This window comes from Streptomyces sp. NPDC088157 (assembly GCF_044741545.1).
Lineage (GTDB): Bacteria > Actinomycetota > Actinomycetes > Streptomycetales > Streptomycetaceae > Streptomyces.
On sequence record NZ_JBIUSU010000007.1, the window covers coordinates 368,909 to 394,051 of the forward strand.

The following is a 25,143-nucleotide window of genomic DNA, read 5'->3' on the forward strand; positions in this document are numbered from 1 at the left end:
TTGTCGGACGTGCCGACTACATTCGAGGTGACGGTGGACGCACGCTGGACAGACACACGGTCAAAGGGCCGGGCACGGGTGAGGGGGCCGCATGGCGAAGAGGGACGCACCGCCCCGCTGGGACCGCAAGATGCAGCAACGACTCGCGCGCGGTGAGGCGGCCGCCCTCGGCGAGCTCTACGACCGGTTCGCTTCGCTCGTGCACGGTCTCGCCCACCGCGTGCTCGGAGATGAACGGGCGGCCGACGGCGTCACCCGCGAGGTCTTCGCCCACGTCTGGGAGCACCCCGACGCCTACGACCCGACACAGGGCCCGCTGCGCACCTGGGTCGCCGGACTCACCCACCGCCTCGCCGTGCAGCGCCTGCGCGCCACCGAGACCGCCGCGCTGGCCGAGGCCGGCCACGGCTCCGTCGAGGCGACCGCGGAACTGGAGAGCAGGGTGCGCCACGCCTCCGTCGCCGCGCGCGCCGACTACATAGTCCAGGCCATGCCCGCCCCGCTCCGCGCCGCCCTGGAGCTGGCCTACTTCCAGCGGCGCGACTACCGCCAGACCGCGGCCGATCTCGGCGTCACCGAGGACGAGGCCCGCCGTCGGCTCCGCCTCGGCCTGCAACTCCTGTCCACGGCCCACGAGGCCGCGGCCCCCGGAACACCGCCCGGCTACGGAGGTGCTGCGTGAGCCCCGGCGACGACGGCGGCGGCGACGGGACCGGCACGCCCCCGTCGGGCGGACCCGACCGGGCGCCGCGCATCCCGCTTCCCCGCGCCTCCGTGGAGGACGGCGGGCTGCCGCTGCCGCCGGCGGAGCCGCCCGGACCCGAACCGCTCAGGCTCGAGCACCCCGTGCTCAAGTCCCTGCTGGGCGCGTGGGCGCTGGCCGCCTGCTCGGCCGCGGAGACGGCGGCCGTCGAGGAGCACCTCGGCGACTGCGGAGCCTGCGCGGACGAGGCGCGGCGACTGCGCGAGGCGGTCGGCCTGCTCCAGCGCCCGGAGAGCCTCGACCTCGACCCGGGCCTGCGCACCCGCGTCCTCGAGGGCTGCCTGACCCGCCGTCCTCCCCGCGTCCCGGTGCCCGTCTGGGCGGCGTCCTACGACGCCGAGACCGCGCGGCTCGACGCCCTGCTCCAGGACTTCGGGGACGCCGAGTGGCACGCGCCCGTGCGGCTGCGCTGGTTCCGCGGCGAGAGGGCCACGAGCCGCCGGACCACCGTCGCCGGAGTCATCGCCCACCTGCTCGCCGTGGACGGGCTGGTGGCCCTCGCGCTGGGACTGGACGACCCCCTCACCGCCGGCGACGGGCCGGGCAAACCCGATGAGCCCGATGCGGCGGACGGGACGGGCGGACCGTACGGGCCGGGCGGATCGGCCGGGGCGGTCGGGTCGACCAGGACCGGCGGTCCGGTGGACACGCCGGCGCGGCGCACCGAGGCGTTCTGGGCGTCCTCGCACTTCCCGCCCACCCGTTCCGTGCGCGGCCCCTGGCGCGAACAGACCCACGCGCTCGTGCGCACGGTGTCCTTCACCGGCGGAGGCCCCGGCACCATGCCGGTGTCGTACGGCGGCTTCGAACTGCCGCTGCGCGACGCGATGCTGGACCGGGCCTTCGAGTGCTGGGTGCACGCGGAGGACATCGCGGAAGCGGTCGACTACCCCTACGCGCCGCCCGCTCCACGCCACCTCCACGGCATGATCGACCTCGCCGCGCGGATGCTGCCCGAGACGCTCGCGGCCCGCCGCCGCGCGGGGCTCGCCTCCCCGTCGCGCATCCGCCACCTGGTGACCGCCGGGCGCCCCGGCCGCAGTCTGCGCCTGGAGATCGAGGGCTCGGGCGGCGGCGAGTGGCTGATCCCGCTGGACTCACCGGGCGCGGTGGGCTCCGCCGACCACGAGGTGGCGCACGTCGCCCTGGACGACGTGGAGTTCTGCCGGCTGGCCGCCGGTCACGTCTCCCCGGAGGAGGCGGCGGCGGGCCAGCTGGGCGACCGCGAGGCGATCAGGGACGTACTGTTCGCGGCGGCGGCGCTGAGCCGGATGTAGCACCCGGAGACACCGGAAGCAGGCCACCGGGGCGCGGCCCGGCAAACGGGTCCGGCGGCGGGCCGCCGCGGCACGGCCCGGCGGCGGGCCGCCGCGGCAGGCGCGTCGACGGGCTACGCGAAAACGACCGTACGACGTCCGTTGAGCAGGATCCGCCGCTCCGCGTGCCACTTCACGGCCCGCGCCAGCGCCTGGCACTCCACGTCCCGCCCGACGGCGACGAGCTGGTCCGGCGTGACGCCGTGCCCCACGCGCTCGACCTCCTGCTCGATGATCGGCCCCTCGTCGAGATCGGCCGTCACATAGTGCGCCGTGGCCCCGATCAGCTTCACGCCCCGCGCGTGCGCCTGGTGGTACGGCTTGGCGCCCTTGAAGCTCGGCAGGAAGGAGTGGTGGATGTTGATGATCCGCCCGCTGAGCTGCTTGCACAGGTCGTCGGAGAGGACCTGCATGTAGCGGGCGAGGACGACCAGCTCGACGTCCCGCTCCCGGACCAGCTCCAACAGCTGCGCCTCGGCCTGCGCCTTGTTCTCCCTCGTCACCGGAATGTGGTGGAAGGGGATGTTGTACGAGCCCACCAGCTCGGCGAAGTCGGTGTGGTTGGACACCACGGCCGCGATCTCCACCGGCAGCGCGCCGATGCTGGCCCGGAACAGCAGGTCGTTCAGGCAGTGCCCGAACTTGCTGACCATGAGGACGATGCGCATCTTCTCGTCGGCCCGGTTGATGTGCCAGTCCATGTGGAAGGAGTCGCCGATCGCCGCGAAGCTCGCCCGGAGCTTGTCCACGGTCACCGGAGGCTCGGCCGAGAAGTGCACGCGCAGGAAGAACAGACCCGTGTCGTGGTCGCCGAACTGCTGACTGTCCTCGATGTTGCAGCCGGTCATGAAGAGATAGCTCGACACGGCGTGCACGATGCCCTGCTTGTCGGGGCAGGAAAGCGTGAGGACGTACTGGTCGGCGGCGGCCGCCGCGGCTCGGGTGGGCTGCGCGTTCATGCCCGACAGGGTCGCACACCGCCCAGCGCCGTGGGCAGCCGTCCCGCAGGACGGAACGCGGCGGCCGCCCCGTTCCCCGTTGCGGGCCCCCGCCCCGCTCGGGACCGCGGCTACGCGGCTACGCGGCCCGCGTCATGATGCGCAGCACCTCGAGGGTGCGCGGCGGCGCGTCGGCGTCGTCGCCGTCGCTCGCCGCCATCCGCACATGCGCGTCCCGCGCCGCCCGCACCGCCTCCGGCCAGGCCTCGTGGTCGACGTACGCGGAGACCGGAGCGTCCGGCCCGACCTGGTGCATGATCCGCAGCACCCGCAGCACGGCGGTGTCGACGAGGGCCGCCTCCTGCGAGTCGCGGAAGATGGTGCCGACGTACTTCTCGGCCGACCAGTTGTCGAGCCAGGTGTCCTCGACGAGGCGGTACACGGCGTCGGTGACGTCCCCGTACCCCTCGACGCCGGCCAGCCAGACGTTCTGCTGGAACACCGGGTCGGAGAGCATGTGCAGCGCGGAGCGCACATTGCTGCGCCAGCGCCACCACGGCATGTCGTTGAGTGGCATGCCGCCCATGGTGGGGGAGCGACGGCCGCGACGGGAAGAGTTCTCCGAACCTTGCACGGTCGTCGATCGTACGTTTCCCCGTCCCACGCCGCACAGGTGCCCCCGTAATTCACCTTGCCGTCACCACTCGTTGACCGTGGGTCACCTCAAGGTTGGCGATGTGACGGAATCGTGCGTGTCCATGACCGGCAAGCGGCGCACACCCACGCGAAGCACCTTCCTCCCCAGGTCCTTGCGCTTCACCAGGCCCTTCAGAGCGACCGCCCTCTCGGCGGGTGCCCTGGCCGCCTGTGCGTCACTCACCGTCGGCTGCGGTGTCGTCCCCGGCGTCTCGGGCGGCTCCGGGGACGACCCGATCGTCGTGATGACGTGGGCGCCCGAGGGGACGTCCGCCACCAACAAGCCGGGCATGCCCGCCTTCGCCCGCGCCTACGCCCGCTGGATCAACGCGAACGGCGGCCTGAACGGCCGCAAGCTCGAGGTCCTGACCTGCAACGACCACAACGACACCGTGTCCGCCGCGGAGTGCGCCCGGCGCGCCGTCAAGGAGAAGGCGGTCGCCGTCGTCGGCTCCTACAGCCAGCACTCCGACGCCTTCTTCCCGCATCTGGAAGGCGCCGGCATCCCCTACATAGGCGGCTACGGCGTCACGAACTCCGAGTTCACCAGCCCGCTGTCCTATCCCGTCAACGGCGGCCAGCCCTCGCTGCTGGCCGGTCTGGGCAAGGAGCTCGGCGCGAGCTGCGGTCGCGTCTCGCTCGTCCGCCCCGACACCATCGCCGGTGACGCGCTGCCTCCGATGCTCGACGCCGGGCTGACGGCCGGCGGGCACGACCGGGCCGAGGACCAGCGGGCGCCGGAGGACGCCACCGAGTACGGGAAGCAGGCCGAGGCCGCCCTGAAGCACGCGACCGGCGACAAGGACGGGGGCGGCAAGGGGTGCGTGGTGACCGCGCTCGGGGACCGCACCAGCACCTTCATGGACTCCTTCCGCCGCAGCCGCGAGGACTACCCCGACGTCCGCACCGGCACGGTCCTCGGCAACGTCGACCAGACGGTGATCAACGCCGCCGGCGCCGCCTCCGGACCGTTCGAGGGGGCCTACGTCACCGGCTGGTACCCGGTGGCGAGCGACCCCGCCTGGGCGCCGATGAAGAAGGTGATCAACGAGGAGGCGTTCTCCGACATCCGGATCGACCCCGCCGACACCGGCGTGCAGACCACCTGGATCGCCTACACCGTGTTCCGGCAGGCCGTGGCGGCGCTGGACGGCGGCGAGGTGACCGCCGACAGCGTGCGGCGCGCCCTGGACGACGGGCTGGAGGTCACCACGGGGGGACTCACCCCGACGCTGCGCTGGCGATTCACCAACCAGCTCGCCTCCATCGGTTTCTCCCGCCTGGTGAACGCCGACGTCACCCTCCAGGCCGTGCGCAAGGGGCGGCTGGTGGCCGCCAAGAAGGGGTTCGTGGACGTGGCGAGGACACTGGAGAAGGCGGACGTGGACTGACCCGCCCCCTGGCGGAGGCACGGGCCGGCCGGCGTCCGCGACGGCGCCCGGCCCGCCCGCCTCTACAGCTGGGTGGGCTGGCGCTGCGTCAGGCCGTACGTCTTCGCGATCCCGTTCCACAACGTCGCGGCCTGGGTCTTCTGGGCGCTGGCGGTGCCGCTCGCGCGGTTGCCGGCCTGGGTCTCGGAGGTGGTGCGGGCCGAGCCCTTCTTGCAGCTCTTCTTCTTGCTGCCGGCGACCTGGTCGGCCCAGGCCGCGTAGTGGTTGTCGGCGGACGCGGACGCCTGCCACGCCTTGGTGAGGGCGGTGGTCAGCGCGGTGTGGTCCGGCAGCTGGTCGACCTTCAGAGCGGACAGTCTGGTGACCAGTTCGGTGCGCTGCTTCGCCGCGTCCCGCAGGTCCGTCGCGGCCTGGCCGAGGTTGCCGCACGCCTTCACGTCGGCCACGGCGCTGATCACACTGGCCCGGCTGCTGCCGCTGTCCGCCAGCAGTTTGTCCAGTTCGACGGCCTGCTTCTCGGCCGCGCCGGTGGACGCGGACCCCTCGGTCGCGGGGGCCGACGCGGCGACCGTCCTGTTGTCGTCGTCGCCCTGGTCCTTGCCCCCGCCCGCGAGCATCGCGCCCGCGCCGATGCCGACGACCGCGAGCGCCACGCCGACCGCCGCGAACAACGGCAGCCGCGAGCGGGTGCGGCCTTCCTGGCCGCCGCCGTCGCGCGCCGCGCGCCGCCCGCCCGCCGCCGGGTCGCCCGGCGGGGTGTAGGCGGGCTGCGGGGAACGGGCGGCGGGCCCGGCACCGTAGCCCTGCGCGCCGCCGGGGCCGCCCGGACCGCCGTATCCGGGGGCGTCCGGCCCGGAGTAGCGCGGGAGCTGCTGCGTGGACCCGGCCGGGCTGTCGCTGCCCGGCCCGCTGCGGAAGAGGTTCTCGAACTCGGCGGGCGGTTGCCGGTCCCCACCGGCCTGCGCGGGGACGGGCGGGATGTACTGCGTGGGCTCGGAGTCGGAGTACGCGCCGGGCCGGGCGCCGGGCTGCGTTCCCGGCGCGGGCATCGGTCCGCCGCCCGGGAAGGAACCCGTGCCCGGGTTCTGCGGGGCACGGCCCAGATAGTGGGTCGACTCGGCCGGAGCCTCGGGCGGCAGCGCCCCCGGTGCGACGGGCGGCAGGTACTGGGTGGCGCCCTCGTCCGCCGGAGCGGCGGCGGGGACGGGCGGCAGGTACTGCGTCGCCCCCTCGTCCGCCGGAGCGGCGGCGGGGACGGGCGGCAGGTACTGCGTCGCCCCCTCGTCCGCCGGAGCGGGCGCGGCGAACGGCGGCAGGTACCGACCCCGGCCGCCGTCGGACGGGTCGGACGGGACCGGCGGTATGTACTGCGTCGCGCCGTCGTCCGCGGAAGCGGCCGGTGGCAGGGGTGCGCCCTCGGGCGGGAGCGGGCCGGCGCCCGCCCGGGTGCCACCGTTCCACGGGGCCGGCTGCCCGGTGTTCCAGTGGGCCTGCGGCTGCTGCTGGTGTGCCTGGCCGGGCCGGTCCGTCTGCTGGTCCGCGGGAAGCGGCCAGCCCTGGGCCGACTGCTGTGGGTCCGGCTGCGGGTCGGGCGTCTGCCGGCCGGGACCCCACGGCTCTCCCCAGGTCTGCCCGCCGGCCGGCGCCTGCCGCCCGTACTCGGCCTGCCCCTGGGACCCGTCGGACGCCTGCTGCGCATGCCGCCCGTAGTCCGGTTGCCCGTACTGGTCCTGCCCGTACTGCTGCTGCCCGTACTGGTCCTGCCCGTACTGGTCCTGTCCATATTGCTGAGCGCCGTACTGGCCGGGGTAGTGGCCCGAGGGCGGTCCCGAGGGCGGTTCGGTCGGCGGTCCCTGGCTGGACGCCGGCCGTGGCGCGCTCGTCGTCATTCCCGGCAGCAGGGGTTCCCCACCGTCGGAGGGCAGCACGATGCCTTCGCGCGCGGGCTGCGCCGAGGGCTCCTCGCCCTGTCCACTCTGCGTCACCGGGACTCCTACGAATGGGGGACCTTCGGAATCGTCGGTTCACGCTACCGGGTTCCCGGAACCCCGTGCCACGCAGCTCAGTCGTGATCTCCCTCCCGGCGGGGTCGGCGGTGACGTCGGTAACAGATCCGGAGCGCCGTGCGCTGTATTCGCGGTTCCCTGTGCGGGATCCCGTCGTTTCCCGCACGTTCACGCGGCGGCGCCCCGTCCGTTCACGCCGCGGTCTGCAACTCCAGTCGCGCCCCGAACTCCCTCACCACCGACTCGTCCCGGAAGGGTTCCAGTCGCTGCTGCAGGTCCTCCAGGTACTCCGCGCCCCGGTTGGAGCGGAGCGTCTCCAGCAACTCGACCGCCTTCAGCCCGGTGTTGCAGGCCTGTTCGACCTCCCTCTGCTGCACCTGCGCGGTGGCCAGCAGGACGTAGCCGATCGCGCGCCGGCGCGCACGGTTCTCCGGGTGCCCGGCCAGGGACTCCTCGGCGCAGCGCGCCGCCGCCTCGGCCTGGCCCAGGTCGCGGTGGCAGTGCGCCAACTCGTCGGCCAGATAGGCCTCGTCGAAGTGCGCGATCCACGCCGGGTCGTCCCCGGCGGAGGGATCGGCCGCCTCCAGTGCCGACAACGCCCGCCCGGAGGCCGACTGTGCCCCGCGCGCGTCACCCATCAGCGCGTGGCCGCGCGCCTCCGCCGCGAGGAACATCGCCTGCGCACGCGGTGTCACCCGCCCTCGCGCCCCTTCCTGCGCCGCGCGCGCCAACTGCGCGATCTCGCGCGGGTTTCCGAGCTGCGCGGCGAGGTGGCTCATGGAGGCGGCGAGGACGTACCCGCCGTATCCGCGGTCGCCCGCCGCCTGGGCGAGCCGCAGGGCCTGGATGTAGTAGCGCTGGGCGAGGCCGGGTTGGCCGGTGTCGACGGCCATGTAGCCGGCGAGTTCCGTCAACCGGGCGACGGAGGCGAAGAGTTCCCGGCCCACCGCCTCCCGGTAGGAGCCGGCCAGCAGGCCCGAGACGACGCTGTTGAGGTAGTGCACCACGACCGGGCGTACATGCCCGCTGCCGTACTGGTGGTCCAGGTCGACCAGCGCCTGGGTCATCGCCTTGACGGCCGCGACGTCGGACAGGCCCACCCGGGGACCGGCCGACCGCGCCACCTGCGCGTCGGGTGAGGAGATCAGCCAGTCGCGGCTCGGCTCGACCAGCGCCGAGGCGGCCACGGACGACCCGGAGAGGAAGTCGCGTCGGCCCACGTCACTGCGCCACAGCTCGCAGACCTGCTCGATGGCCCCCAGTACCGTCGGCGAGAACTGGAGACCCACGCCCGAGGCGAGGTTCTTGCCGTTGGCCATGCCGATCTCGTCGATCGTGACCGTACGGCCGAGCTTGCGGCCCAGCGCCTCCGCGATGATCGCCGGTGCGCGTCCCCGCGGCTGCTGTCCGCGCAGCCAACGGGCCACGGACGTCTTGTCGTAGCGCAGGTCGAGGCCGTGCTCGGCGCCGCACATGTTGACGCGGCGGGCGAGCCCGGCGTTCGAGCACCCCGCCTCCTGGATGAGCGCCTGCAGCCGTTCGTTCGGCTGCCGCGCGACTAGCGGCCTTGCGGCCATGGGCATTACCCCCTGTGGCTGCGGTGACCGGGGCGGCGGGTGCCTGCCCACACACCGAGTTGACGTGTCTTCCACCGAATGGTTCCGGCCGAGAAGATCAATGCCCCATGGCCATACCGAAAATGCGAGGCATGTGAGGATTGCCGAGAATTGCCGAGGAATACAGAGAATTGCCGGGTTACCGGCGGAAGCCCACCCCTCTACCTGGATACCCGTTCCCGCGCTCGTTCCTCCCGCGCGCCCCCGCACATGCACCCATGCGCCCCGGACGCGGAATCGATGCTCCTCCCCCGCGCAAAGGGGCGGGCGTAACCCCTGGTGACGGCTAGAGTTGTGTTCATCGTGGAAGAGACCATCGCGGGCGCCGAAGCCACTCAAATCCCGAAGCAGCGCGGGGAATCGCTGCTCGAGACCGCTGTTCGCTACGCCGAGGAACGTCATTGGGACGTGTTCCCCGGCACCTGGCTGGAACCCGTCGACGGAGTGCAGCGCTGCTCCTGCGGCGACGGTGCGTGTGCGGCCCCGGGCGCGCACCCCGCGCGCCCCGACTGGGCGACGCAGGCCACCGGCAGCGCCACGGTCGCGCGCCGGATGTGGCAGAAACAGCCGACCGCCTCGATCCTGCTGCCGACCGGGCGTACGTTCGACGCGATCTCCGTCCCGGAGACGGCCGGTTTCCTCGCCCTGGCCCGGATGGAGCGGATGGAGTTGACGCTCGGTCCTGTCACGTTGGCGCCGGACCGGCGGATGCAGTTCTTCGTGTTGCCGGGGGCGTCGGCGAAGGTGCCGGACCTGGTGCGCAAGCTCGGCTGGTCATTGGGGGCGCTCGATCTGGTGACGCTCGGCGAGGGCACCTACGTGGCCGCGCCACCCACCCGGTTCGGCTCCCGGGGGGCTGTGCAGTGGGCCTGTCGGCCGACCGCGGCGAATCGGTGGCTGCCCGACGCTGAGGAGTTGATCTCGCCGCTCGCCTACGCCTGTGGGCGGGATCGGTAGCGGCGCCTCCTGATCCGCGTGCTTGGTCCCTGATGGCGGGTGCGGGTGCCTCGTGGCTTGTCGCGCCCACGCGGCGGAGCCTCATGTCGAGCACCGCCCCGCGCCCCTTTCGGGGTGCTTTCCTGGCCGTAGGGTTCGTGCATGACGTCCGTACGCGTGCGTAACCTCTGGAAGCGGTTCGGTCAGCAAGTCGCCGTCGCCGGAATCGATCTCGATCTGCCCTCGGGGAAGTTCATCGGGCTCGTCGGGCCGAACGGGGCCGGGAAGACCACGACCCTGTCGATGGTGACCGGGTTGCTGCGGCCCGATCAGGGGTCCGTGGAGGTCGTCGGGCACGACGTGTGGCGGGATCCCGTCGAGGTGAAGGCCAGGATCGGGGTGCTGCCGGAGGGGCTGCGGCTGTTCGAGCGGCTGTCGGGGCGTGAACTGCTCGGCTACAGCGGGCGGTTGCGAGGGCTGCCGGGAACCGAGGTGGACAAGCGGGCCACCCAGTTGCTCGACGTCCTTGATCTGGCCGGGGCCCAGCACAAGCTGGTCGTGGACTACTCGACCGGTATGCGGAAGAAGATCGGGCTCGCGGCCGCACTGCTGCACAACCCCGAAGTGCTCTTCCTCGACGAGCCGTTCGAGGGCGTCGACCCGGTGTCCGCGCAGATCATCCGGGGAGTACTGGAGCGGTACACGGCGTCCGGGGCCACGGTCGTCTTCTCCTCCCATGTCATGGAGCTCGTCGAGTCGCTGTGCGACTGGGTGGCGGTGCTGGCCGCGGGGCGGATCCGGGCGCACGGGACGCTGGAGGAGGTGCGGGGGTCGGCTCCCTCCCTTCAGCAGGCGTTTCTCGAGCTCGTCGGGGCGCAGGGGCGGGACACCGGCTCCGACCTCGACTGGCTGGGCGGCGGGGCTGCCCGGTGAGCGAGCCGACCTCCCCGCCGGGCCTCGTCCCCACCGTCGTACGGCTGAAGCTGTCGCTGCTGCGCAACGGACTGCGGCAGTCGGGCGGGCGGCGGGCCGCGTATGTGGCCTCCGCCGTCGTCACGCTGCTGTTCGCCGCGCTTCAGCTGCTCGGGCTGATCGCGTTGCGCGGGCACGACCACGCGGTGTCGCTGGTGGTGCTCCTCGTGGCGGTGCTGGGGCTGGGCTGGGCGGTGATGCCGCTGTTCTTCCCCAGCGGGGACGAGACCCTGGACCCGACCCGGCTGGTGATGCTGCCGCTGCGGCCCCGGCCGCTGGTGCGGGCGCTGCTGGCGGCCTCGCTGGTGGGCATCGGGCCGCTGTTCACGCTGCTGATGCTGGTGGGATCGGTGGTGTCGGTGGCACACGGGGCCGCCGCGTGGGCGGTGGGCGTGGTCGCCGTCGCCCTCGGGCTGCTGGTGTGCGTCGCGCTCGCCCGGGCCGTGGCCGCCGCCAACATCCGGCTGCTGACCAGCCGCAAGGGACGCGATCTGGCGGTGCTGAGCGGGCTGGTCGTCGCGATCGGCGCGCAGGTCGTCAACTTCGGGGCGCAGCGGCTCGGGGCGTCCGGTCTCGGGCAGCTCGATCCGGCGGCGGATGTGCTGCGGTGGCTGCCGCCGGCCTCCGCGGTCGGCGCGGTGGACTCCGTGAGCGGGGGGTCGTACGGGGTCGCCGCCGCGCAGATCGCCGTCAGCGCGGGCGCGCTGGTGCTGCTGGTCACGGTGTGGACGCGGAGTCTGACCCGGTTGATGACCTCGCCCGACGGCTCCACCCTCCAGGCCGCCGAGCCGGCCGCGCGGGAACGCCGGAGGTCGGCGGGGCTCGGGCGGCTGCTGCCGGGCGGACGCACCGGCACCGTGATGGAACGCAGCCTGCGCTATGTCTGGCGCGACCCGAAGACGAAGGCGGCCTGGGTGACCTCGCTGGCCATCGGGCTGATCGTGCCCGTCTTCAACGCGTTGCAGGGCACCGGCTCGATCTACTTCGCCTGCTTCGCCGCCGGGATGCTCGGCATCCAGATGTACAACCAGTTCGGGCAGGACACGTCCGCGTTCTGGATGGTCGCGATGACGATCTCCTCGCGCCGGGACGCGTACGCCGAGCTGCGTGCGCGGGCGCTGGCCCTGCTGCTGATCACCCTGCCGTACGCGACGCTGGTGACCGTGCTGACGACGGCGATGCTCGGCGACTGGTCGAAGCTGCCCGAGGCGCTGGGGCTGTCCCTCGCGCTGCTCGGGGCGATGCTGGCGACGGGCGCCTGGACCTCGGCCCGCTTCCCCTACTCGATTCCGCAGGAGGGCTACAAGAACGTGGCCCCCGGTCAGGCCGGTCTCGCCTGGATCGCGATCTTCGGCGGAATGGTGTCGGCGGCCCTGCTGTGTGCGCCCGTCATCGCGGTGACGATCTGGCTGCACGTCAGCGAGGGCGGGGACGCCTGGACCTGGCTGCTGCTGCCGGGGGGCGCGGCGTACGGGACGGCGGTCACCCTGCTGGGGTTGCGCCTGGCCGCGCCCCGGACGGCGACGCGCCTGCCGGAGATCCTGACGGCGGTGAGCAAGGGCTGACCGCCGAGGCCGCCCGGACCGCTGTCTCGGGCGGCTTCGGGCGGCTCCAGGCGGCTCCAGGCGGCTCCAGGCGGCTTCAGGGCGCTTCGGGGGTGAGTACGGCGTCGAGGAACGGTTCGATGGCCGTGCGCCACCCCTCCGGCTGGTCGTAGTGCACGAGATGCCCGGCGTCGGCGACCTCCGCGTACTCGCCGCGAGGCAGGACGCGCACCATCTCCTGCGCCTCGGCGCGGCCGAGCTCGCCGTCCAGGCCGCGCACCACCAGCGCCGGGCACTGCACCTGGGTGAGCTCCTCCCAGTGCGCGTCGAACACCCAGGTCTCACGGGACTTGAGCATCTGCTCGGGCTCGAAGACCGGACGCCAGCCGTCCGGCGACTCCTGCATCACCTCGGCGTAGAACTCGCCCCGGGACGGGTTCGGGCGCTCCACCCAGGGGTCGTCCTCGCCGAACCATTTGCGGACGTCGGCGAGCGTGGCGAAGGGGACGGGCCAGGACTTGAACCAGTCGCCCCACTCGCGCTGCGAGGCCGCTCCCAGCGGGGAGGCCCGCATGTCGCAGACGATCAGGCCGCGCACCAGGTCGGGGCGCTTGGCGGCGAGCTGCCACGCGGTGAGCGCTCCCATGGCGTGGCCGATGAGGAGGGCCGGGGCGAGGCCGAGCTGCTCGAGCGCGGCTTCCGCGTCCTCGACATAGGCCTCGCGGGTGAAGGCGGCCTCGGGCGGCTTCTCGCTCTGGCCGTGGCCGCGCTGGTCGAGGGCGACCGCGCGGTGCCGCTCGGAGAGCCAGCGGGCGGTGGACGCCCAGTGCGAGGCCCGGCCCATCAGGCCATGGAGTAACAGGACGCCCGGCCTGCTTCCGTCGTCGTGGTCGGCGGGCCGGCCCCTCTGCCGCCCTCCCGCGTCCTGGGACGGAATCACCGGCTCCGTCACGGCTTTCGCCGGGTCGCCCTTGGGCGGGTCGCCGAACTCCCAGGCCGCCAGGCGTACGCCCCCCGCCCCGGTCACGTCGATGCGTCGCGCCATAGGTCCTGGCACCCCCCTAGCCGTTATTCCGCTGCGCTGCCGATGCCTTCGTACCGCCTTCGATCACCCGCAGGCTATCGAATGGCCTTTCGAGAAATGCACTCTCCGCGCACAACACCCCTCGATCGAGTGACCACACTCAAGGAATGATCCCCGCTGCCGAGGGGAGATTTTCAGCGAGGGGCGGACCGCTCGGGGAAACCGGTCCGATGGGAATGACCCTGAGAGCTCGGGGCTCCGGGTCAGTACAGGGGAGGACAGGCCCCGGTGCCTTACGGCACCGGGGCCCTCCGCTGCTCCGCGGCACAGCATCCCGCCCCCTCCGGTCATATGCCCCACGCGACAGCCTGGCACGGGAAGCCTCGGAGCGCTGCGATTCGACACAGGGAATCTGCGATTCGACGAGATCGGCGGAACACCTCAACTGCCCCACCATCCCCATGAGTTGAACAATGCTCAGCGTTTCGTGGACGAGCGGCGGTCGCCCCCGCGACGTCGCCCGCCCGCCCGGACGGAGCTCAGCGCTTGGCGACGAACACGTGGGACGCGACCTCCGACTCCAGCTCGGCCGCCTCGCCGCCGCTGCCGACCAGCACACCGCCCGCCGACTCCGTCACGCTCACCACGGAGCCGGGCTGCACGCCCGCGCGGCGCAGCGTGTACATCAGCTGCGCGTCCGTCTGGATCGGCTCGCCGATACGGCGGACGACGACCGTCTTGCCCTCCAGACCCGGGTCGAGGTCCGCCAGCGAGACCATGCCCTCGTCCAGGAACGGGTCGGCGCCGTCCTTCTCGCCCAGCTCCTCGAGGCCCGGGATCGGGTTGCCGTACGGCGACTCGGTCGGGTGCCGCAGCAACTCCAGCACGCGCCGCTCGACGGCCTCGCTCATCACGTGCTCCCAGCGACACGCCTCGGCGTGCACCTGCTCCCACTCCAGGCCGATCACGTCGACCAGGAGACACTCGGCGAGGCGGTGCTTGCGCATCACGCGCGTGGCCAGCCGGCGGCCCTCGTCGGTGAGCTCCAGGTGCCGGTCGCTGGCCACGGAGACCAGACCGTCGCGCTCCATGCGCGCCACCGTCTGGCTGACCGTCGGGCCGCTCTGGTCGAGGCGCTCGGCGATCCGGGCACGCATGGGCACCACACCTTCCTCTTCCAGCTCGAGGATGGTGCGGAGATACATCTCCGTGGTGTCGATCAGTCCGGACATGTGTGCCCCTCGATTAGCTCTGCGGAAGGCTCGACGGCTCTCCGGCACGTGCGCTGGCCCTGGAGTCAATTCTGCCGGATACCACCGACAAGCGTGCCGCGCCGTTGGAACGAGGCGGTTACATCAGGGCCCGCGCCCCCGGCGGAACACCGGGCCACGCCTCAGCCTTCCCGGCGCCACCGGGCGTATTGACAGCGCAGTGGTCCAGACCGCACGGTGATCCGCGACACGGACACCCGCTACGGCAAAGGGGCCCCCGGATGAGCGACCGCAAGCTCGCCGCCCAGTTCTTCGACGCCGCGATCGCCCTGCTCCAGCGGGCCCGCGACGAGGAGGCCGGCCCCGTCGAGGCCGCCGGTACGCTCCTCGCCGACACCGTGACCGCCGGCGGCCGCCTCTTCGCCTTCGGCGCCGGACACTCCTCGCTCGCCGCGCAGGACGTCGTCTACCGCGCGGGCGGCCTCGCCCTGATGAACCTGCTCGCGGTGCCGGGCGTCGTCGGCGTCGACGTCAAGCCCGCCACCCTCGGCTCGGCCCTGGAGCGGGTCGACGGCCTCGCGAGCGCCGTCCTGGACACCTCGCCCCTGCGCGCGGGCGACGCCCTCGTCGTCATCTCGCTGTCCGGCCGCAACGCGCTGCCCGTGGAGATGGCCCAGAACGCCCGAGCCCGGGGCGTCCGGGTCATCGGCCTGACGTCGGTGGCCTACGCCTCGGAGACGACGTCCCGGAACGCGTCCGGCACGTTCCTGAAGGACCACTGCGACGTCGTCCTCGACTCGAAGATCGCCGTCGGGGACGCCGAGCTCACCCTCGACACCGTCCCCGCGCCCTTCGCGCCCGCCTCCACGGTCGTCACCTCCGCCCTCCTCCAGGCCGTCATGGCCACCGCGGCCGGCGTCCTCGCCGAGCGCGGCATCGAGCCCCCGCTGCTGCGCTCCGGCAACGTCGACGGCGGCCACGACTGGAACGGGCGGATCATGGAGGAGTACCGGGACCGGATCTTCTACCGTCACTGAGCGCGCGCCGTACGCCGGGCGGGCGGCCCGACCCGCGCGGGTCAGGCGCCGTCGCCCCGGCCCGCCGCGTCGGCCGCGCCGGTCAGATCGGCGAGGTCCAGAGCCGTGGCCATGCGGACGGCCACGTCCTCGGCGTAGACCGCGTCGGTACGTTCGAAGGCCGTGCGGCCACCGCCGCGCAGGAACGTCACGACCCCCAGGGTGCGGCCCCGGCTGCGCAGCACCGCGCACAGGGCGTGGACCGTGTCGTCGGGCCACAGGCGCGCCCGGGCCCACTCCCGCGCCTCACCGGCCGGTACGGCGCCCACGCCGGCCCGTACGGAACCGGCCCGCGCCACGCACTGGAGCGCCGGATGCGCCTCGCCGTAGCGGACGGGCAGGCCGGTGTGTCCGGTGAGCGTGCTGGGGCCCGGACCGCCCGACGGGGTGGCCGCGACGCGCATCAGCCGCAGCGGCCCGGCCCCCTCCACGTCGGCCGCAGCGCCGCCCATCACCCGGTCGACCAGGGCGTGGTCGGCGAACCCGGCGAGCGCGAAGTCCAGGTGGACGGTGGCCGCCTCCGCGGGGTCCTCGCACTCGGCGGCGGCGCGGGCGGCCCGGTGCAGCTGGTTGGCGCGGAAGCGCAGCAGCGACGCCTCCTGCTCACCCTGCTTGGCCTCGGTGACGTCCTGGAAGAGCCAGCCGACCCCGAGGGGCACCGGCTCCTCGGCGAGCGGCGAGGCCAGCCGCAGGAAGCCGCTGCGCCAGCAGCGGCGCTTCTCGCCCTCCGGGGTGCGCACCCCGACCCACAGTTCGGCGGGGGCCGGCGGGGCGCCCTCGGCGAGCACATGGGTCAGCACGTTCTCCAGCTCCTCGACGCCCCGGGTGAGCAGGTCGCCCAGGGGGCGCCCCAGGACGGCCGTACGGCCGGTGCCGAGCGCGCGGGCGGCGTGCGCGTTGACGACGGCGGGGCGCAGGTCGGCGTCGACCAGGACGACCCCCCAGGAGGCGTCGTCGAAGAGGGCCTCGCTGAGCGCGATGGAGCGCTCCAGGTCGATCTGGGCGTGCACCTCGCTGAAAGCGCAGTACAGCCCGGCGGGTTTGCCGTCGGGCCCGCGCACGGCGGCGGACTGGGTACGCACGAGGACCCGGCCGCCGTCCTTGGTCAGCAGCGCGAACTCGTGGACCTGGCGGCCCGGCGCGTGCATGGCGGACATCAGCCGCCCCTCGATGTCCTCGGCGTCGGCCTCGCGCACGGCCCAGCCGGCGAAGCCGTGCCGCCCGACCGCCTCGGCGGCACTCCAGCCGAGGATGCGTTCGGCCTCGCGGTTCCAGTGCGTGACGACGCCGTCGACGTCGAACGCGCAGAGGGCCGCGTCCATGCCGTCGAGCAGCGCGGCGAGCAGGTCGGCGCCGTCCGGGCCGACCGGACCGACCGGTGTCCCCTCGGCGTCCGGGGGCGTGGGGCCGTCACTGCCCGACCGCCCGGGCTCCTCGGGCTCGTCCGGCCCCAGCTCGTCGGTGGTCCCACTACGCCGGGAAGCACTCACCTGGACCCCCTGCAGGTTCGCTCACTTGCCCTCATTCAACTCGAACGTGACGCAGCCCACATATGATTCCCGCAAGATTGCAGAGGAATCGTTGTAGCGCCGCCGCACTAGTCACGGCCCCGGTCACCGCGGGGCGGGAGCCGCAGGTCGACCCATTCCGCCGTCCCGCCGTCGAGCACGTACCGCTCGACCTCCACGAAGCCGCGTGCCCGTGCGAAGCGCAGACCGTCCTCGTTGACGGCCAGCACGCATGTCTCCACCACCCTGGCGCCGAGCACGCGCGCGTGGGCGAGGGCGTGGTCGTACAGGGCGGCGCCGTGGCCGCGCCCCCGGTACTCCGGCAGCACGCGCGCGATGACGGTCGCCACCGCCTCCTCGCCCTCGGGCGGCCGTACGGTCGAGCAGCCGACGAGGACGTCGCCGACGTAGGCGTTCTCCAGCCGGTGGCGGCCCGCCCGCTCGCGCACCTCGTCGAGGGACATCGCGGCCGGCGGCACGATCGTGTTGTGGACGTGCCGCCACTGCTCGAGCATGCCCTCACCGACGACGGCCCCGGTACGCAGACGAAGATCAGTCACGCCACCAGCGAATCGTTTCTCCATCGGTGAAGTCAATGTCCCGGCCGAGGTCCCGGTCCACATCCCGGAAAAAACACTTGAGTGACCGGCAACGGGTTCTTAGGGTGTGACGTACCGAAGGAAAGGAGGTGGTCCGAAGCATGTATGCACACCGGACGTCGGAGGTGGCTGCGGGCTAGTCCCGTCGCCCACTGAGTGCGGTGCCGGACCCGCGTGTGTCAGTCGCACGCAACCGGCCAATTCAACGCAGTCACCCGACCCGCGAGTCGCCGGTACGTCCGGCCGGCCCTCCTGAGTGAGGACCAGACTCGCGGGTCGTCTGCGTTTCGAGCGCCCTGCCGCAGAATTCACGGGGCGTGATCCGCGACACGTACGAATCTTTCGCCAGGCAGTACCCTGGGCGCATGCTTTCGCTCGTTCGACGCCGCCACGTGGACTACGTCCGCGTCACGAGCATGGGCTGTCGACGCTCCCGCTGAGCCTTCCAGCCCTTTCCGCGGTTCCATCCGCGTGCGTTTCCCTTCCTCTCGCCCACTGGCACCCGTGCGCCGCCCCACCCACGGCGGGGCCGGGCCCCCGTACACCTGCGGACTTACCATGACGAACCCGTCGTACCAGCAACTGCCGATCATCGATCTCTCCGCTGCCGACCGCGGTCCCCAGGCACGGGCGCTGCTGCACGCGCAGCTGCACAGCGCCGCGCACGACGTGGGGTTCTTCCAGCTGGTCGGCCACGGGGTCGGTGACCGGGAGACCGGCGAGCTGCTGGCCGCCATGCGGGCCTTCTTCGCCCTGCCCGAGGCCGAGCGGCTCGCGATCGACAACGTGAACTCGCCGCACTTCCGGGGCTACACGCGGACCGGTGACGAGCGGACCGGGGGACGGCAGGACTGGCGGGACCAGCTCGACATCGGGGCCGAGCGACCCGCCCGGACACCCGGCCCGGGCGAGCCCGCCTACTGGTGGCTGGAAGGGCCCAACCAGTGGCCTGCCGGGCTTCCTGCGCTGCGGGTCGCCGCGCTCGCGTGGATCGAGCGGCTGAGCGCCGTCGCCGAGAAGCTGCTGCACGAGCTGCTCGCCTCCATCGGGGCGCCCGTCGACTTCTACGACCAGGTCTTCGGCGAGCGGGCGCATCCGCATCTGAAGCTCGTGCGGTATCCCGGAAGCGCGGGCGACGGCGCCGGCCAGGGGGTCGGGGCGCACAAGGACTACGGCTTCCTGACGCTGCTGCTCCAGGACCGGGTCGGCGGGCTCCAGGTGCAGCGCGCGGACGGACTGTTCCACGACGTCCCGCCGCTGCCGGGCGCCTTCGTCGTCAACCTGGGTGAGCTGCTGGAGGTGGCGACCAACGGCTACCTCGTGGCCACCAACCACCGGGTCGTGTCACCGCCGAGCGCCGTCGAGCGGTTGTCCGTGCCGTTCTTCTACAACCCCCGGCTGGACGCCCGCGTCGAGCCGCTGCCCTTCCCGCACGCCTCCGCCGCACCCGGCGTGACCGACGACCCGGCCAACCCGCTCTTCGCCGAGTACGGCTTCAACGAACTGAAGGGCAAGCTGCGGGCCCACCCGCTGGTGGCCGAGCGGCACCACACGGAGCTGCTCAGCCCCGTGTGACGCCGCCCGTGACGCCGGGTCCCGCCCGGGGCCTGTCCGGCGGATCATGCCCTAAGTCGTGATGGCCCCGTAGCCCTCGATCTCCCGGGGGCTGCGGGAGCCCGGGCCGATGTAGCGGGCCGAGGGGCGGACCAGGCGGCCGGTGCGCTTCTGCTCGAGGATGTGCGCCGACCAGCCCGCCGTACGGGCGCAGGTGAACATCGACGTGAACATGTGCGCCGGAACCTCCGCGAAGTCCAGGATGATCGCCGCCCAGAACTCGACGTTCGTCGCCAGGACCCGGTCGGGGCGGCGGGCGTGGAGTTCCGCCAGGGCCGCCTTCTCCAGGGCCTCGGCGATCTCGAAGCGGGGCGCGCCCAGCTCGCGGGCCGTACGGCGCAGCACGCGCGCGCGTGGATCCTCGGCGCGGTAGACGCGGTGGCCGAAGCCCATGAGCCGCTCGCCCTTGTCGAGGGCCTTTTTGACGTACGCCTCCGCGTCCCCGGTCCGCTCGATCTCCTCGATCATGCCGAGGACGCGGGAGGGGGCGCCGCCGTGCAGCGGGCCCGACATGGCTCCCACGGCGCCGGACAGGGCGGCGGCGACGTCGGCGCCCGTGGACGCGATCACGCGGGCGGTGAACGTGGACGCGTTCATGCCGTGTTCGGCCGCCGACGTCCAGTAGGCGTCGACCGCGGCCACGTGCTTGGGGTCCGGCTCACCGCGCCAGCGGATCATGAACCGCTCGACGACAGACTGGGCCTTGTCGATCTCCCGCTGCGGGACCATCGGGCGCCCCTGGCCGCGCGCGGACTGGGCGACGTAGGACAGGGCCATGACGGCGGCGCGGGCCAGGTCCGCGCGGGCCTGCTCGGCATCGATGTCGAGGAGCGGCCTGAGACCCCAGACGGGCGCCAGCATGGCGAGCGCGGACTGCACGTCGACGCGGATGTCACCGGAGTGGACGGGGATCGGGAACGGTTCGGCGGGCGGCAGGCCGGGGTTGAAGGCACCGTCGACGAGCAGGCCCCAGACGCTGCCGAAGGAGACGTGGCCGACCAGGTCCTCGATGTCGACGCCCCGGTACCGCAGGGCGCCGCCCTCCTTGTCGGGTTCGGCGATCTCCGTCTCGAACGCGACGACTCCTTCGAGTCCGGGTACGAAGTCGGACATCAGGCGGCTCCTCGTGATGTGTGCGACGGGATGTGTCGACGGGGTCGGGCGGTGGCGGTGAGCGGTGGAGTGGGCAGTGGGCTGAGGTGGGGGTTGGCTGAGGTGGGGGTGGGAGTGAGGTGGGGGTGGGAGTGAGGTGGGGGTGGGTTGTGGGATGCGGGCGGTGCGTTGTGGGCGGTTCGTCGTGTGCGGCAGCACGTGTGGGGCGGACGGCGCCGGCGGTTCCGCGGTCCTGTGCACCTCGTGTGCGGGGACTCGCGGTCCTGGGCGGTCATCCCACTGATGCCCCGTGCGGCCGTCGGTCACCCAACCGGCACCTCGCCGGACGGGGCGACGACCGGTGCATCTGCACCATATCCCCGAGTGCCACCCTTGGGGAGTGGTTGCGGCACTCAGTGCCACCCTTGGTGGGTCGGTCTCCGGTGAGACCCATACGGCAAGATGACCACGTGACCGACGCAGAAGCCGTCTCCCCCGGCCCCGCCCCCGATCCCGCCGCCATGCGCAAGCAGTACCGGGCCGAGGGGCTCTCCGAGGCCCAGCTGGCCGCGACGCCGGTGGAGCAGTTCGCCCGCTGGTTCAAGGACGCGGCCGTCGAGGCCCATCTCTTCGAGCCGAACGCCATGGTCGTCTCCACCGCGGACGCCGAGGGCCGGCCCGGCTCGCGCACGGTGCTGCTGAAGCACTTCGACGAACAGGGCTTCGTCTTCTACACCAATTACGACTCCCGCAAGGCCCGCGACCTCGCCGAGAACCCGCATGTCTCGCTGCTCTTCCCCTGGCATCCGATGGCCCGGCAGGTCATCGTGCGGGGCGTGGCCCGGCGCACCGGGCGCGACGAGACCGCCGCGTACTTCCGGACCCGGCCGCACGGTTCCCAGCTCGGCGCCTGGGCCAGCGCCCAGTCCTCGGTGATCGCCTCGCGCGCCGATCTCGACGCCCCCTACGCCGAGCTGGCGGCCCGCTATCCGGAGGGCGAGCAGGTGCCGGTGCCGCCGCACTGGGGCGGTTTCCGGGTGGCTCCGCAGTCGGTGGAGTTCTGGCAGGGCCGTCTGAACCGGTTGCACGACCGGCTGCGGTACGTGGCGGAGGCGGACGGGAGCTGGCGGGTGGAGCGGCTCAGCCCGTGAGGAGGCCGTCCTCGGGGGGATCGTCCTCGCGCGGGTCGATCCCTCGGGGGCTCAGACCTTGCCCGGAAGGAACGCGGTGCCGTGCCCGTCCAGAAAACCGGACAGCCGTGCGCGGAACTCCTCGCTGAGCCAGGGCCAGTTCCAGAACTCGAAGCCGAGATGGGCGAAGGCCAGGGAGTCGTCGGCCCACCTCCAGGCGGACAGGTCGACGGACCGGGCGCAGGCGGGGCAGTCGACGCCGGCGGTGCCCGTCTCGTACCAGACGTCGACGGCCGCGCCGATGCGCTCCCCGAGATCCCCCTCCGCCACGGCGCTCTCCCCGCAGCGTGCGCAGATCACCACCGACGGGCCGGGACGCTGGTTGAAGCTGCTGTAGAAGATGTGGTGCTCGGTGTACACGGCGAGGCCCTCCGGCGTGCCCCCGCGGGCGTCGGTGACCGCCGTGTGCCAGTTCGGGCCCGGTGGATGGGCCGGCCGGTCGCCCAGGGCCCAGCCCGGTTCCGCCTCTGCGAGCACGATGCCCTCGGCGACGAGCCACTCGACCACGGGCTTCGCCAGGCGCGGCGCGTCCTGCGGGCTCGCGTCGCGGTCGATGATCGTCTGATAGGTGTCCCCCATCCCCGAAAGGTAGCCGCGACCACTGACAACGGGCCGGGACCGTCGGACCACGGGGCCGGACCGTCGGACCACGGGGTCGGGGCCGTCGGACCACGGGGTCGGGGCCGTCGGCCGTGGGTTCAGCCGAGCGCGTCGTCCAGGAGCCCCGCCCACTGCGTCACCACTCGCTCGCGGCGCCCCCCGTCGTCGGTGAGGAGGTTGGCGAGGCCGAGGCCGCGGGCCATGTCCAGCAGGCCCTGGACGGTCTCACGGACGCCGGGTGCGGACTCGTCGGCGCCCAGGAGCTCCACGGCTATGCGATGGCTCTCGCGGCCCACGCGGGCCTCCAGCTCGGTCACGCGCGGGCGCAGTTGCTCCTCGTTGGAGGCCGCCACCCACAGGTGCAGGGCGGCGCGGAAGAGCGGACCGGTGTAGAGGCCCACGAGGGCGGTGACGACCGCGCGCCGGTCGCCCGTCGCACCCTGCGGGAACAGTGCGCGCAACGCTTCCGAGCGTTCCTCGGCGACGTATTCGACGGCCGCGGTGAACAGGTCCTCGCGGGTGGGGAAGTGGTGCTGGGCCGCGCCCCGGGAGACGCCCGCGCGTTCGGCGACGACGGAGACCGTGGAGCCCGCCCAGCCGCGTTCGGCGAGACACGCCACGGCGGCCGCCAGGAGCCGCTGCCGGGTGACCCGGCTGCGGTCCTGCTTGGGAACACGGTCGCCCGGACCGCGGTCGCCGGGGGCGCGGTCGCCCGGACCGCGGTCGTCCGTGGTCACAACACCCATGGAGGATCCCGTCGTTCGAGGAAGGCCGTCAGTCCCTCGCGGGCGTCGGGGGCGGCGAACAACGAGGCCGAGAGCCTGGTCAGCTCGCCCGCGTCCTCGACGAGGGCCTCCAGCACCTTAGCCGTGAGCAGTTCCTTCGTCCTGGCCAGGGCCTTGGGCGCGGCCCGGCGCAGGCCGTCGAGGACGGGTGCCAGGGCCTCGTCCAGGTCGGCGTCGCCCGCGGACTGGGTGACGAGGCCGATCCGGGCCGCCTCGGCCGCGCCGAAGGTCTCGCCGGTGAGGCAGTAGCGGGCGAGGGCGCGGGGGTCGACGCGGGGCAGCAGCGGCAGCGAGATGACAGCGGGCGCGACCCCGATGCGCACCTCCGTGAACGCGAAGGTCGACGTCCCGGACGCGAACGCGATGTCGCAGGCGCCGAGCACGCCCAGGCCGCCCGCCCGCACATGTCCGGCGACCCGGGCCACCACGGGCTTGCGCAGCTCGAGGATCCGCTGGAGCAGCCCGGGCACCGCGTGGGGCGGCGGGGGGTCCTTCAGGTCGGCGCCCGCGCTGAAGGTGTTGCCGGTGTGGGTGAGGACGACGGCGCGTACGGCGTCGTCCTTGTCGCACTCCCCGAGCGCGTCGGTCAGCTCGCTCACGAGGGCGCGTGAGAGGGCGTTGCGGGTGGCGGGCGAGTCGAGAACGAGGGTCTCGATCCCCCGGACGCGGGTCCGTCCGACCAGGGCGGTCGTCATGCTCGCTCCCTCAGTTGGCGACGCAGGATCTTCCCGGAGGCGGCACGGGGTACGGCGCCGATGAACGTGACCTGGCGGACGCGCTTGTAGGGGGCGACCCGCTCGGCGACGTACATCGCGATCTCGCCCTCGGAGAGATCGGGTGCCGTGGGCTGGCGGACCACGTACGCGTGCGGCACCTCGTTGCCGTCGTCGTTGTAGACGCCGATGACGGCCGCGTCCGCTATGCCGGGGTGGGTCAGCAGGAGGGCTTCGAGTTCGGCGGGGGCCACCTGGAAGCCCTTGTACTTGATCAGCTCCTTGACCCGGTCGACGACGAACAGCCAGCCGCCCGCGTCGACCCGCCCGACGTCGCCCGTGTGCAGCCAGCCGTCGGCGTCGATCATGTCGGCGGTGGCGTCGGGGCGGCCCAGGTAGCCCTTCATGATCTGCGGTCCCCGGATGAGGATCTCGCCGGCCTCGTCGACGTCGAGGTCCTTGCCGGGGTCGTCGAGGGAGACGATCCGCATCTCGGTGCCCGGGATGAGTTTGCCGGCGGTGCCCGGGGGCGCCTCGCGCATCGCGTCGAGCGGGACGACATGGGTGCCCGGGGAGAGTTCCGTCATGCCGTAGGCCTGGCCGACGGGGGGCAGGTTCAGGCGCTCGGAGCAGGCGGCGGCGAGGTCGGCGTCCAGGGGCGCGGCCGCGCTGACGACGTACCGCAGGGACGACAGGTCGTACTGGCTGACCGCCGGGTGCTTGGCGAGGGCCAGGACGATCGGCGGGGCCACGTACAGGCCGGTGATGCGGTGGTTCTGGATGGCCGCGAGGAACGTCTCCAGGTCGAAGCGGGGCAGCACCACGACGGTGGCGCCCTGGCGCAGGGGGGCGTTCATCAGGGCGGTCAGGCCGTAGATGTGGAAGAAGGGCAGCACGGCCAGGATGCGGTCGCCGGGGCCCGCGGACATCACGGACCGCAGCTGGACGAGGTTGGTGGCGATCTGCCGGTGCGTGAGCATCACGCCCTTGGGGACGCCGGTCGTGCCGGAGGAGTACGGCAGGGCCGCCACGTCCTCCACCGGGTCGATGGACACCTGGGGTTCGGGGGCCGTCGAGGCGAGCATGTCGATCAGCGAGCGGTGCCCTGCGGCGGTGTCGCAGACGAAGATCTCCTTGACGCCGCCCGCGAGTTCGGCCGCCCGCCGGGCCGTCTGGAGCAGCGGGGAGACGGTGACGATCCAACGGGCGGCGGAGTCGCCGATCTGCTTGGCGAACTCCTCGGCGGTGGCGAGCGGGTGCACGGTGGTGACCGTGGCGCCCGCGCGCGTGGCCGCGTAGAAAGCGAGCGGGAAGGCGACGGTGTTGGGGCTGAACAGGGCGAGCACGTCGCCCTTGCGGACCCCGGCCTCGGCGAGCGCGGCGGCGACCCGCCGGTGGAACCGGTCCACCTGGTCGTACGTGAGGGTGGTGCCGTCCGTGCCGTCGACGAGCGCCGGCAACTCGCCGAACTCGGCGGCACGGCCCAGTACGGCGTCGTGGATGGGAAGTTCCAGGGGCGGGACGTCTGCGAACTCGCTGCGGAACATGGTTCC

At 73.0% G+C, this 25,143-nt stretch carries 22 protein-coding genes; 9 read left to right on the top strand and 13 right to left on the bottom strand.

Annotated features, from left to right (window positions below; all coding sequences use genetic code 11):
- The first annotated feature begins 91 nt into the window (after positions 1–91).
- Positions 92–682, top strand: coding sequence for a sigma-70 family RNA polymerase sigma factor (locus tag ACIPFH_RS28575; protein WP_401830786.1), 591 nt, complete (start codon positions 92–94; stop codon positions 680–682).
- Positions 679–2,040, top strand: coding sequence for a zf-HC2 domain-containing protein (locus tag ACIPFH_RS28580; RefSeq protein WP_401830787.1), 1,362 nt, complete (start codon positions 679–681; stop codon positions 2,038–2,040). The genes ACIPFH_RS28575 and ACIPFH_RS28580 overlap by 4 nt, the downstream gene beginning before the upstream one ends.
- 113 nt (positions 2,041–2,153) lie before the next feature.
- Here the strand turns inward: ACIPFH_RS28580 and purU are convergent, their stop codons facing one another.
- Complete coding sequence (purU, locus tag ACIPFH_RS28585) at positions 2,154–3,038, bottom strand: formyltetrahydrofolate deformylase (protein WP_401830789.1); 885 nt, start codon at positions 3,036–3,038, stop codon at positions 2,154–2,156.
- A 118-nt stretch (positions 3,039–3,156) separates the two neighbouring features.
- Entirely contained in the window at positions 3,157–3,603 is a 447-nt protein-coding gene (locus tag ACIPFH_RS28590; RefSeq protein WP_020130208.1) for a hypothetical protein, read from the bottom strand.
- A 172-nt stretch (positions 3,604–3,775) separates the two neighbouring features.
- On the opposite strand from ACIPFH_RS28590, the gene ACIPFH_RS28595 reads away from it, so the two are divergent.
- Positions 3,776–5,104 carry an ABC transporter substrate-binding protein gene (locus ACIPFH_RS28595; protein ID WP_401831152.1) on the top strand — a complete coding sequence of 443 codons (1,329 nt, stop codon included), beginning with the start codon at positions 3,776–3,778 and terminating at the stop codon, positions 5,102–5,104.
- 62 nt (positions 5,105–5,166) lie between these two features.
- Here the strand turns inward: ACIPFH_RS28595 and ACIPFH_RS28600 are convergent, their stop codons facing one another.
- Together ACIPFH_RS28600 and ACIPFH_RS28605 are read right to left on the bottom strand one after the other, a co-directional pair.
- A complete protein-coding gene (locus tag ACIPFH_RS28600; protein WP_401830791.1) occupies positions 5,167–7,089 on the bottom strand; it encodes a hypothetical protein in 1,923 nt (640 codons plus the stop codon).
- Positions 7,090–7,301: 212 nt separating this feature from the next.
- Positions 7,302–8,687, bottom strand: coding sequence for a transcriptional regulator (locus ACIPFH_RS28605; protein ID WP_401830793.1), 1,386 nt, complete (start codon positions 8,685–8,687; stop codon positions 7,302–7,304).
- A 333-nt stretch (positions 8,688–9,020) separates the two neighbouring features.
- Between ACIPFH_RS28605 and ACIPFH_RS28610 the strand changes: the two genes are divergently transcribed.
- The 3 genes from ACIPFH_RS28610 (at position 9,021) to ACIPFH_RS28620 (ending at position 12,199) form a co-directional block, all read left to right on the top strand.
- Positions 9,021–9,683, top strand: coding sequence for a bifunctional DNA primase/polymerase (locus tag ACIPFH_RS28610; RefSeq protein WP_356246587.1), 663 nt, complete (start codon positions 9,021–9,023; stop codon positions 9,681–9,683).
- Positions 9,684–9,824: 141 nt separating this feature from the next.
- Entirely contained in the window at positions 9,825–10,595 is a 771-nt protein-coding gene (locus ACIPFH_RS28615) for an ABC transporter ATP-binding protein (protein WP_356246585.1), read from the top strand.
- Positions 10,592–12,199: a transporter gene (locus ACIPFH_RS28620; protein WP_401830795.1), complete on the top strand. Its 1,608-nt coding sequence runs from the start codon at positions 10,592–10,594 to the stop codon at positions 12,197–12,199. Before ACIPFH_RS28615 ends, ACIPFH_RS28620 begins: the two co-directional genes overlap by 4 nt.
- 76 nt (positions 12,200–12,275) lie before the next feature.
- Here the strand turns inward: ACIPFH_RS28620 and ACIPFH_RS28625 are convergent, their stop codons facing one another.
- Together ACIPFH_RS28625 and ACIPFH_RS28630 are read right to left on the bottom strand one after the other, a co-directional pair.
- The gene (locus ACIPFH_RS28625) at positions 12,276–13,223 is read right to left on the bottom strand and encodes an alpha/beta fold hydrolase (RefSeq protein ID WP_401830797.1); all 948 of its coding nucleotides are present in this window, start codon (positions 13,221–13,223) and stop codon (positions 12,276–12,278) included.
- A 518-nt stretch (positions 13,224–13,741) separates the two neighbouring features.
- Positions 13,742–14,434: a metal-dependent transcriptional regulator gene (locus ACIPFH_RS28630; protein ID WP_356246579.1), complete on the bottom strand. Its 693-nt coding sequence runs from the start codon at positions 14,432–14,434 to the stop codon at positions 13,742–13,744.
- A 260-nt stretch (positions 14,435–14,694) separates the two neighbouring features.
- On the opposite strand from ACIPFH_RS28630, the gene ACIPFH_RS28635 reads away from it, so the two are divergent.
- Entirely contained in the window at positions 14,695–15,450 is a 756-nt protein-coding gene (locus ACIPFH_RS28635) for an SIS domain-containing protein (RefSeq protein WP_401830798.1), read from the top strand.
- Between the two features lie 41 nt (positions 15,451–15,491).
- Here ACIPFH_RS28635 and ACIPFH_RS28640 read toward each other — a convergent pair whose 3' ends face one another.
- Together ACIPFH_RS28640 and ACIPFH_RS28645 are read right to left on the bottom strand one after the other, a co-directional pair.
- A complete protein-coding gene (locus ACIPFH_RS28640; protein ID WP_401830799.1) occupies positions 15,492–16,979 on the bottom strand; it encodes a PAS domain-containing protein in 1,488 nt (495 codons plus the stop codon).
- A 107-nt stretch (positions 16,980–17,086) separates the two neighbouring features.
- A complete protein-coding gene (locus ACIPFH_RS28645) occupies positions 17,087–17,557 on the bottom strand; it encodes a GNAT family N-acetyltransferase (RefSeq protein ID WP_401830800.1) in 471 nt (156 codons plus the stop codon).
- Between the two features lie 597 nt (positions 17,558–18,154).
- Here ACIPFH_RS28645 and ACIPFH_RS28650 point away from each other — a divergent pair.
- Complete coding sequence (locus ACIPFH_RS28650; protein ID WP_401830801.1) at positions 18,155–19,171, top strand: isopenicillin N synthase family dioxygenase; 1,017 nt, start codon at positions 18,155–18,157, stop codon at positions 19,169–19,171.
- Between the two features lie 51 nt (positions 19,172–19,222).
- Here the strand turns inward: ACIPFH_RS28650 and ACIPFH_RS28655 are convergent, their stop codons facing one another.
- A complete protein-coding gene (locus ACIPFH_RS28655) occupies positions 19,223–20,323 on the bottom strand; it encodes a citrate synthase 2 (RefSeq protein ID WP_401830803.1) in 1,101 nt (366 codons plus the stop codon).
- A 500-nt stretch (positions 20,324–20,823) separates the two neighbouring features.
- Between ACIPFH_RS28655 and pdxH the strand changes: the two genes are divergently transcribed.
- Positions 20,824–21,453 carry a pyridoxamine 5'-phosphate oxidase gene (gene pdxH, locus ACIPFH_RS28660; RefSeq protein ID WP_356246640.1) on the top strand — a complete coding sequence of 210 codons (630 nt, stop codon included), beginning with the start codon at positions 20,824–20,826 and terminating at the stop codon, positions 21,451–21,453.
- 51 nt (positions 21,454–21,504) lie between these two features.
- On the opposite strand, the gene ACIPFH_RS28665 is transcribed toward pdxH, so the two are convergent.
- From ACIPFH_RS28665 to ACIPFH_RS28680, 4 genes are all read right to left on the bottom strand, one after another.
- The gene (locus ACIPFH_RS28665; protein WP_401830804.1) at positions 21,505–22,071 is read right to left on the bottom strand and encodes a hypothetical protein; all 567 of its coding nucleotides are present in this window, start codon (positions 22,069–22,071) and stop codon (positions 21,505–21,507) included.
- 119 nt (positions 22,072–22,190) lie between these two features.
- The gene (locus tag ACIPFH_RS28670) at positions 22,191–22,838 is read right to left on the bottom strand and encodes a TetR/AcrR family transcriptional regulator (RefSeq protein ID WP_401830805.1); all 648 of its coding nucleotides are present in this window, start codon (positions 22,836–22,838) and stop codon (positions 22,191–22,193) included.
- Positions 22,826–23,572, bottom strand: coding sequence for an enoyl-CoA hydratase family protein (locus tag ACIPFH_RS28675; RefSeq protein WP_401830807.1), 747 nt, complete (start codon positions 23,570–23,572; stop codon positions 22,826–22,828). The genes ACIPFH_RS28670 and ACIPFH_RS28675 overlap by 13 nt, the downstream gene beginning before the upstream one ends.
- Positions 23,569–25,137, bottom strand: coding sequence for a 4-coumarate--CoA ligase family protein (locus ACIPFH_RS28680; RefSeq protein WP_401830809.1), 1,569 nt, complete (start codon positions 25,135–25,137; stop codon positions 23,569–23,571). The genes ACIPFH_RS28675 and ACIPFH_RS28680 overlap by 4 nt, the downstream gene beginning before the upstream one ends.
- Positions 25,138–25,143: the final 6 nt, after the last annotated feature.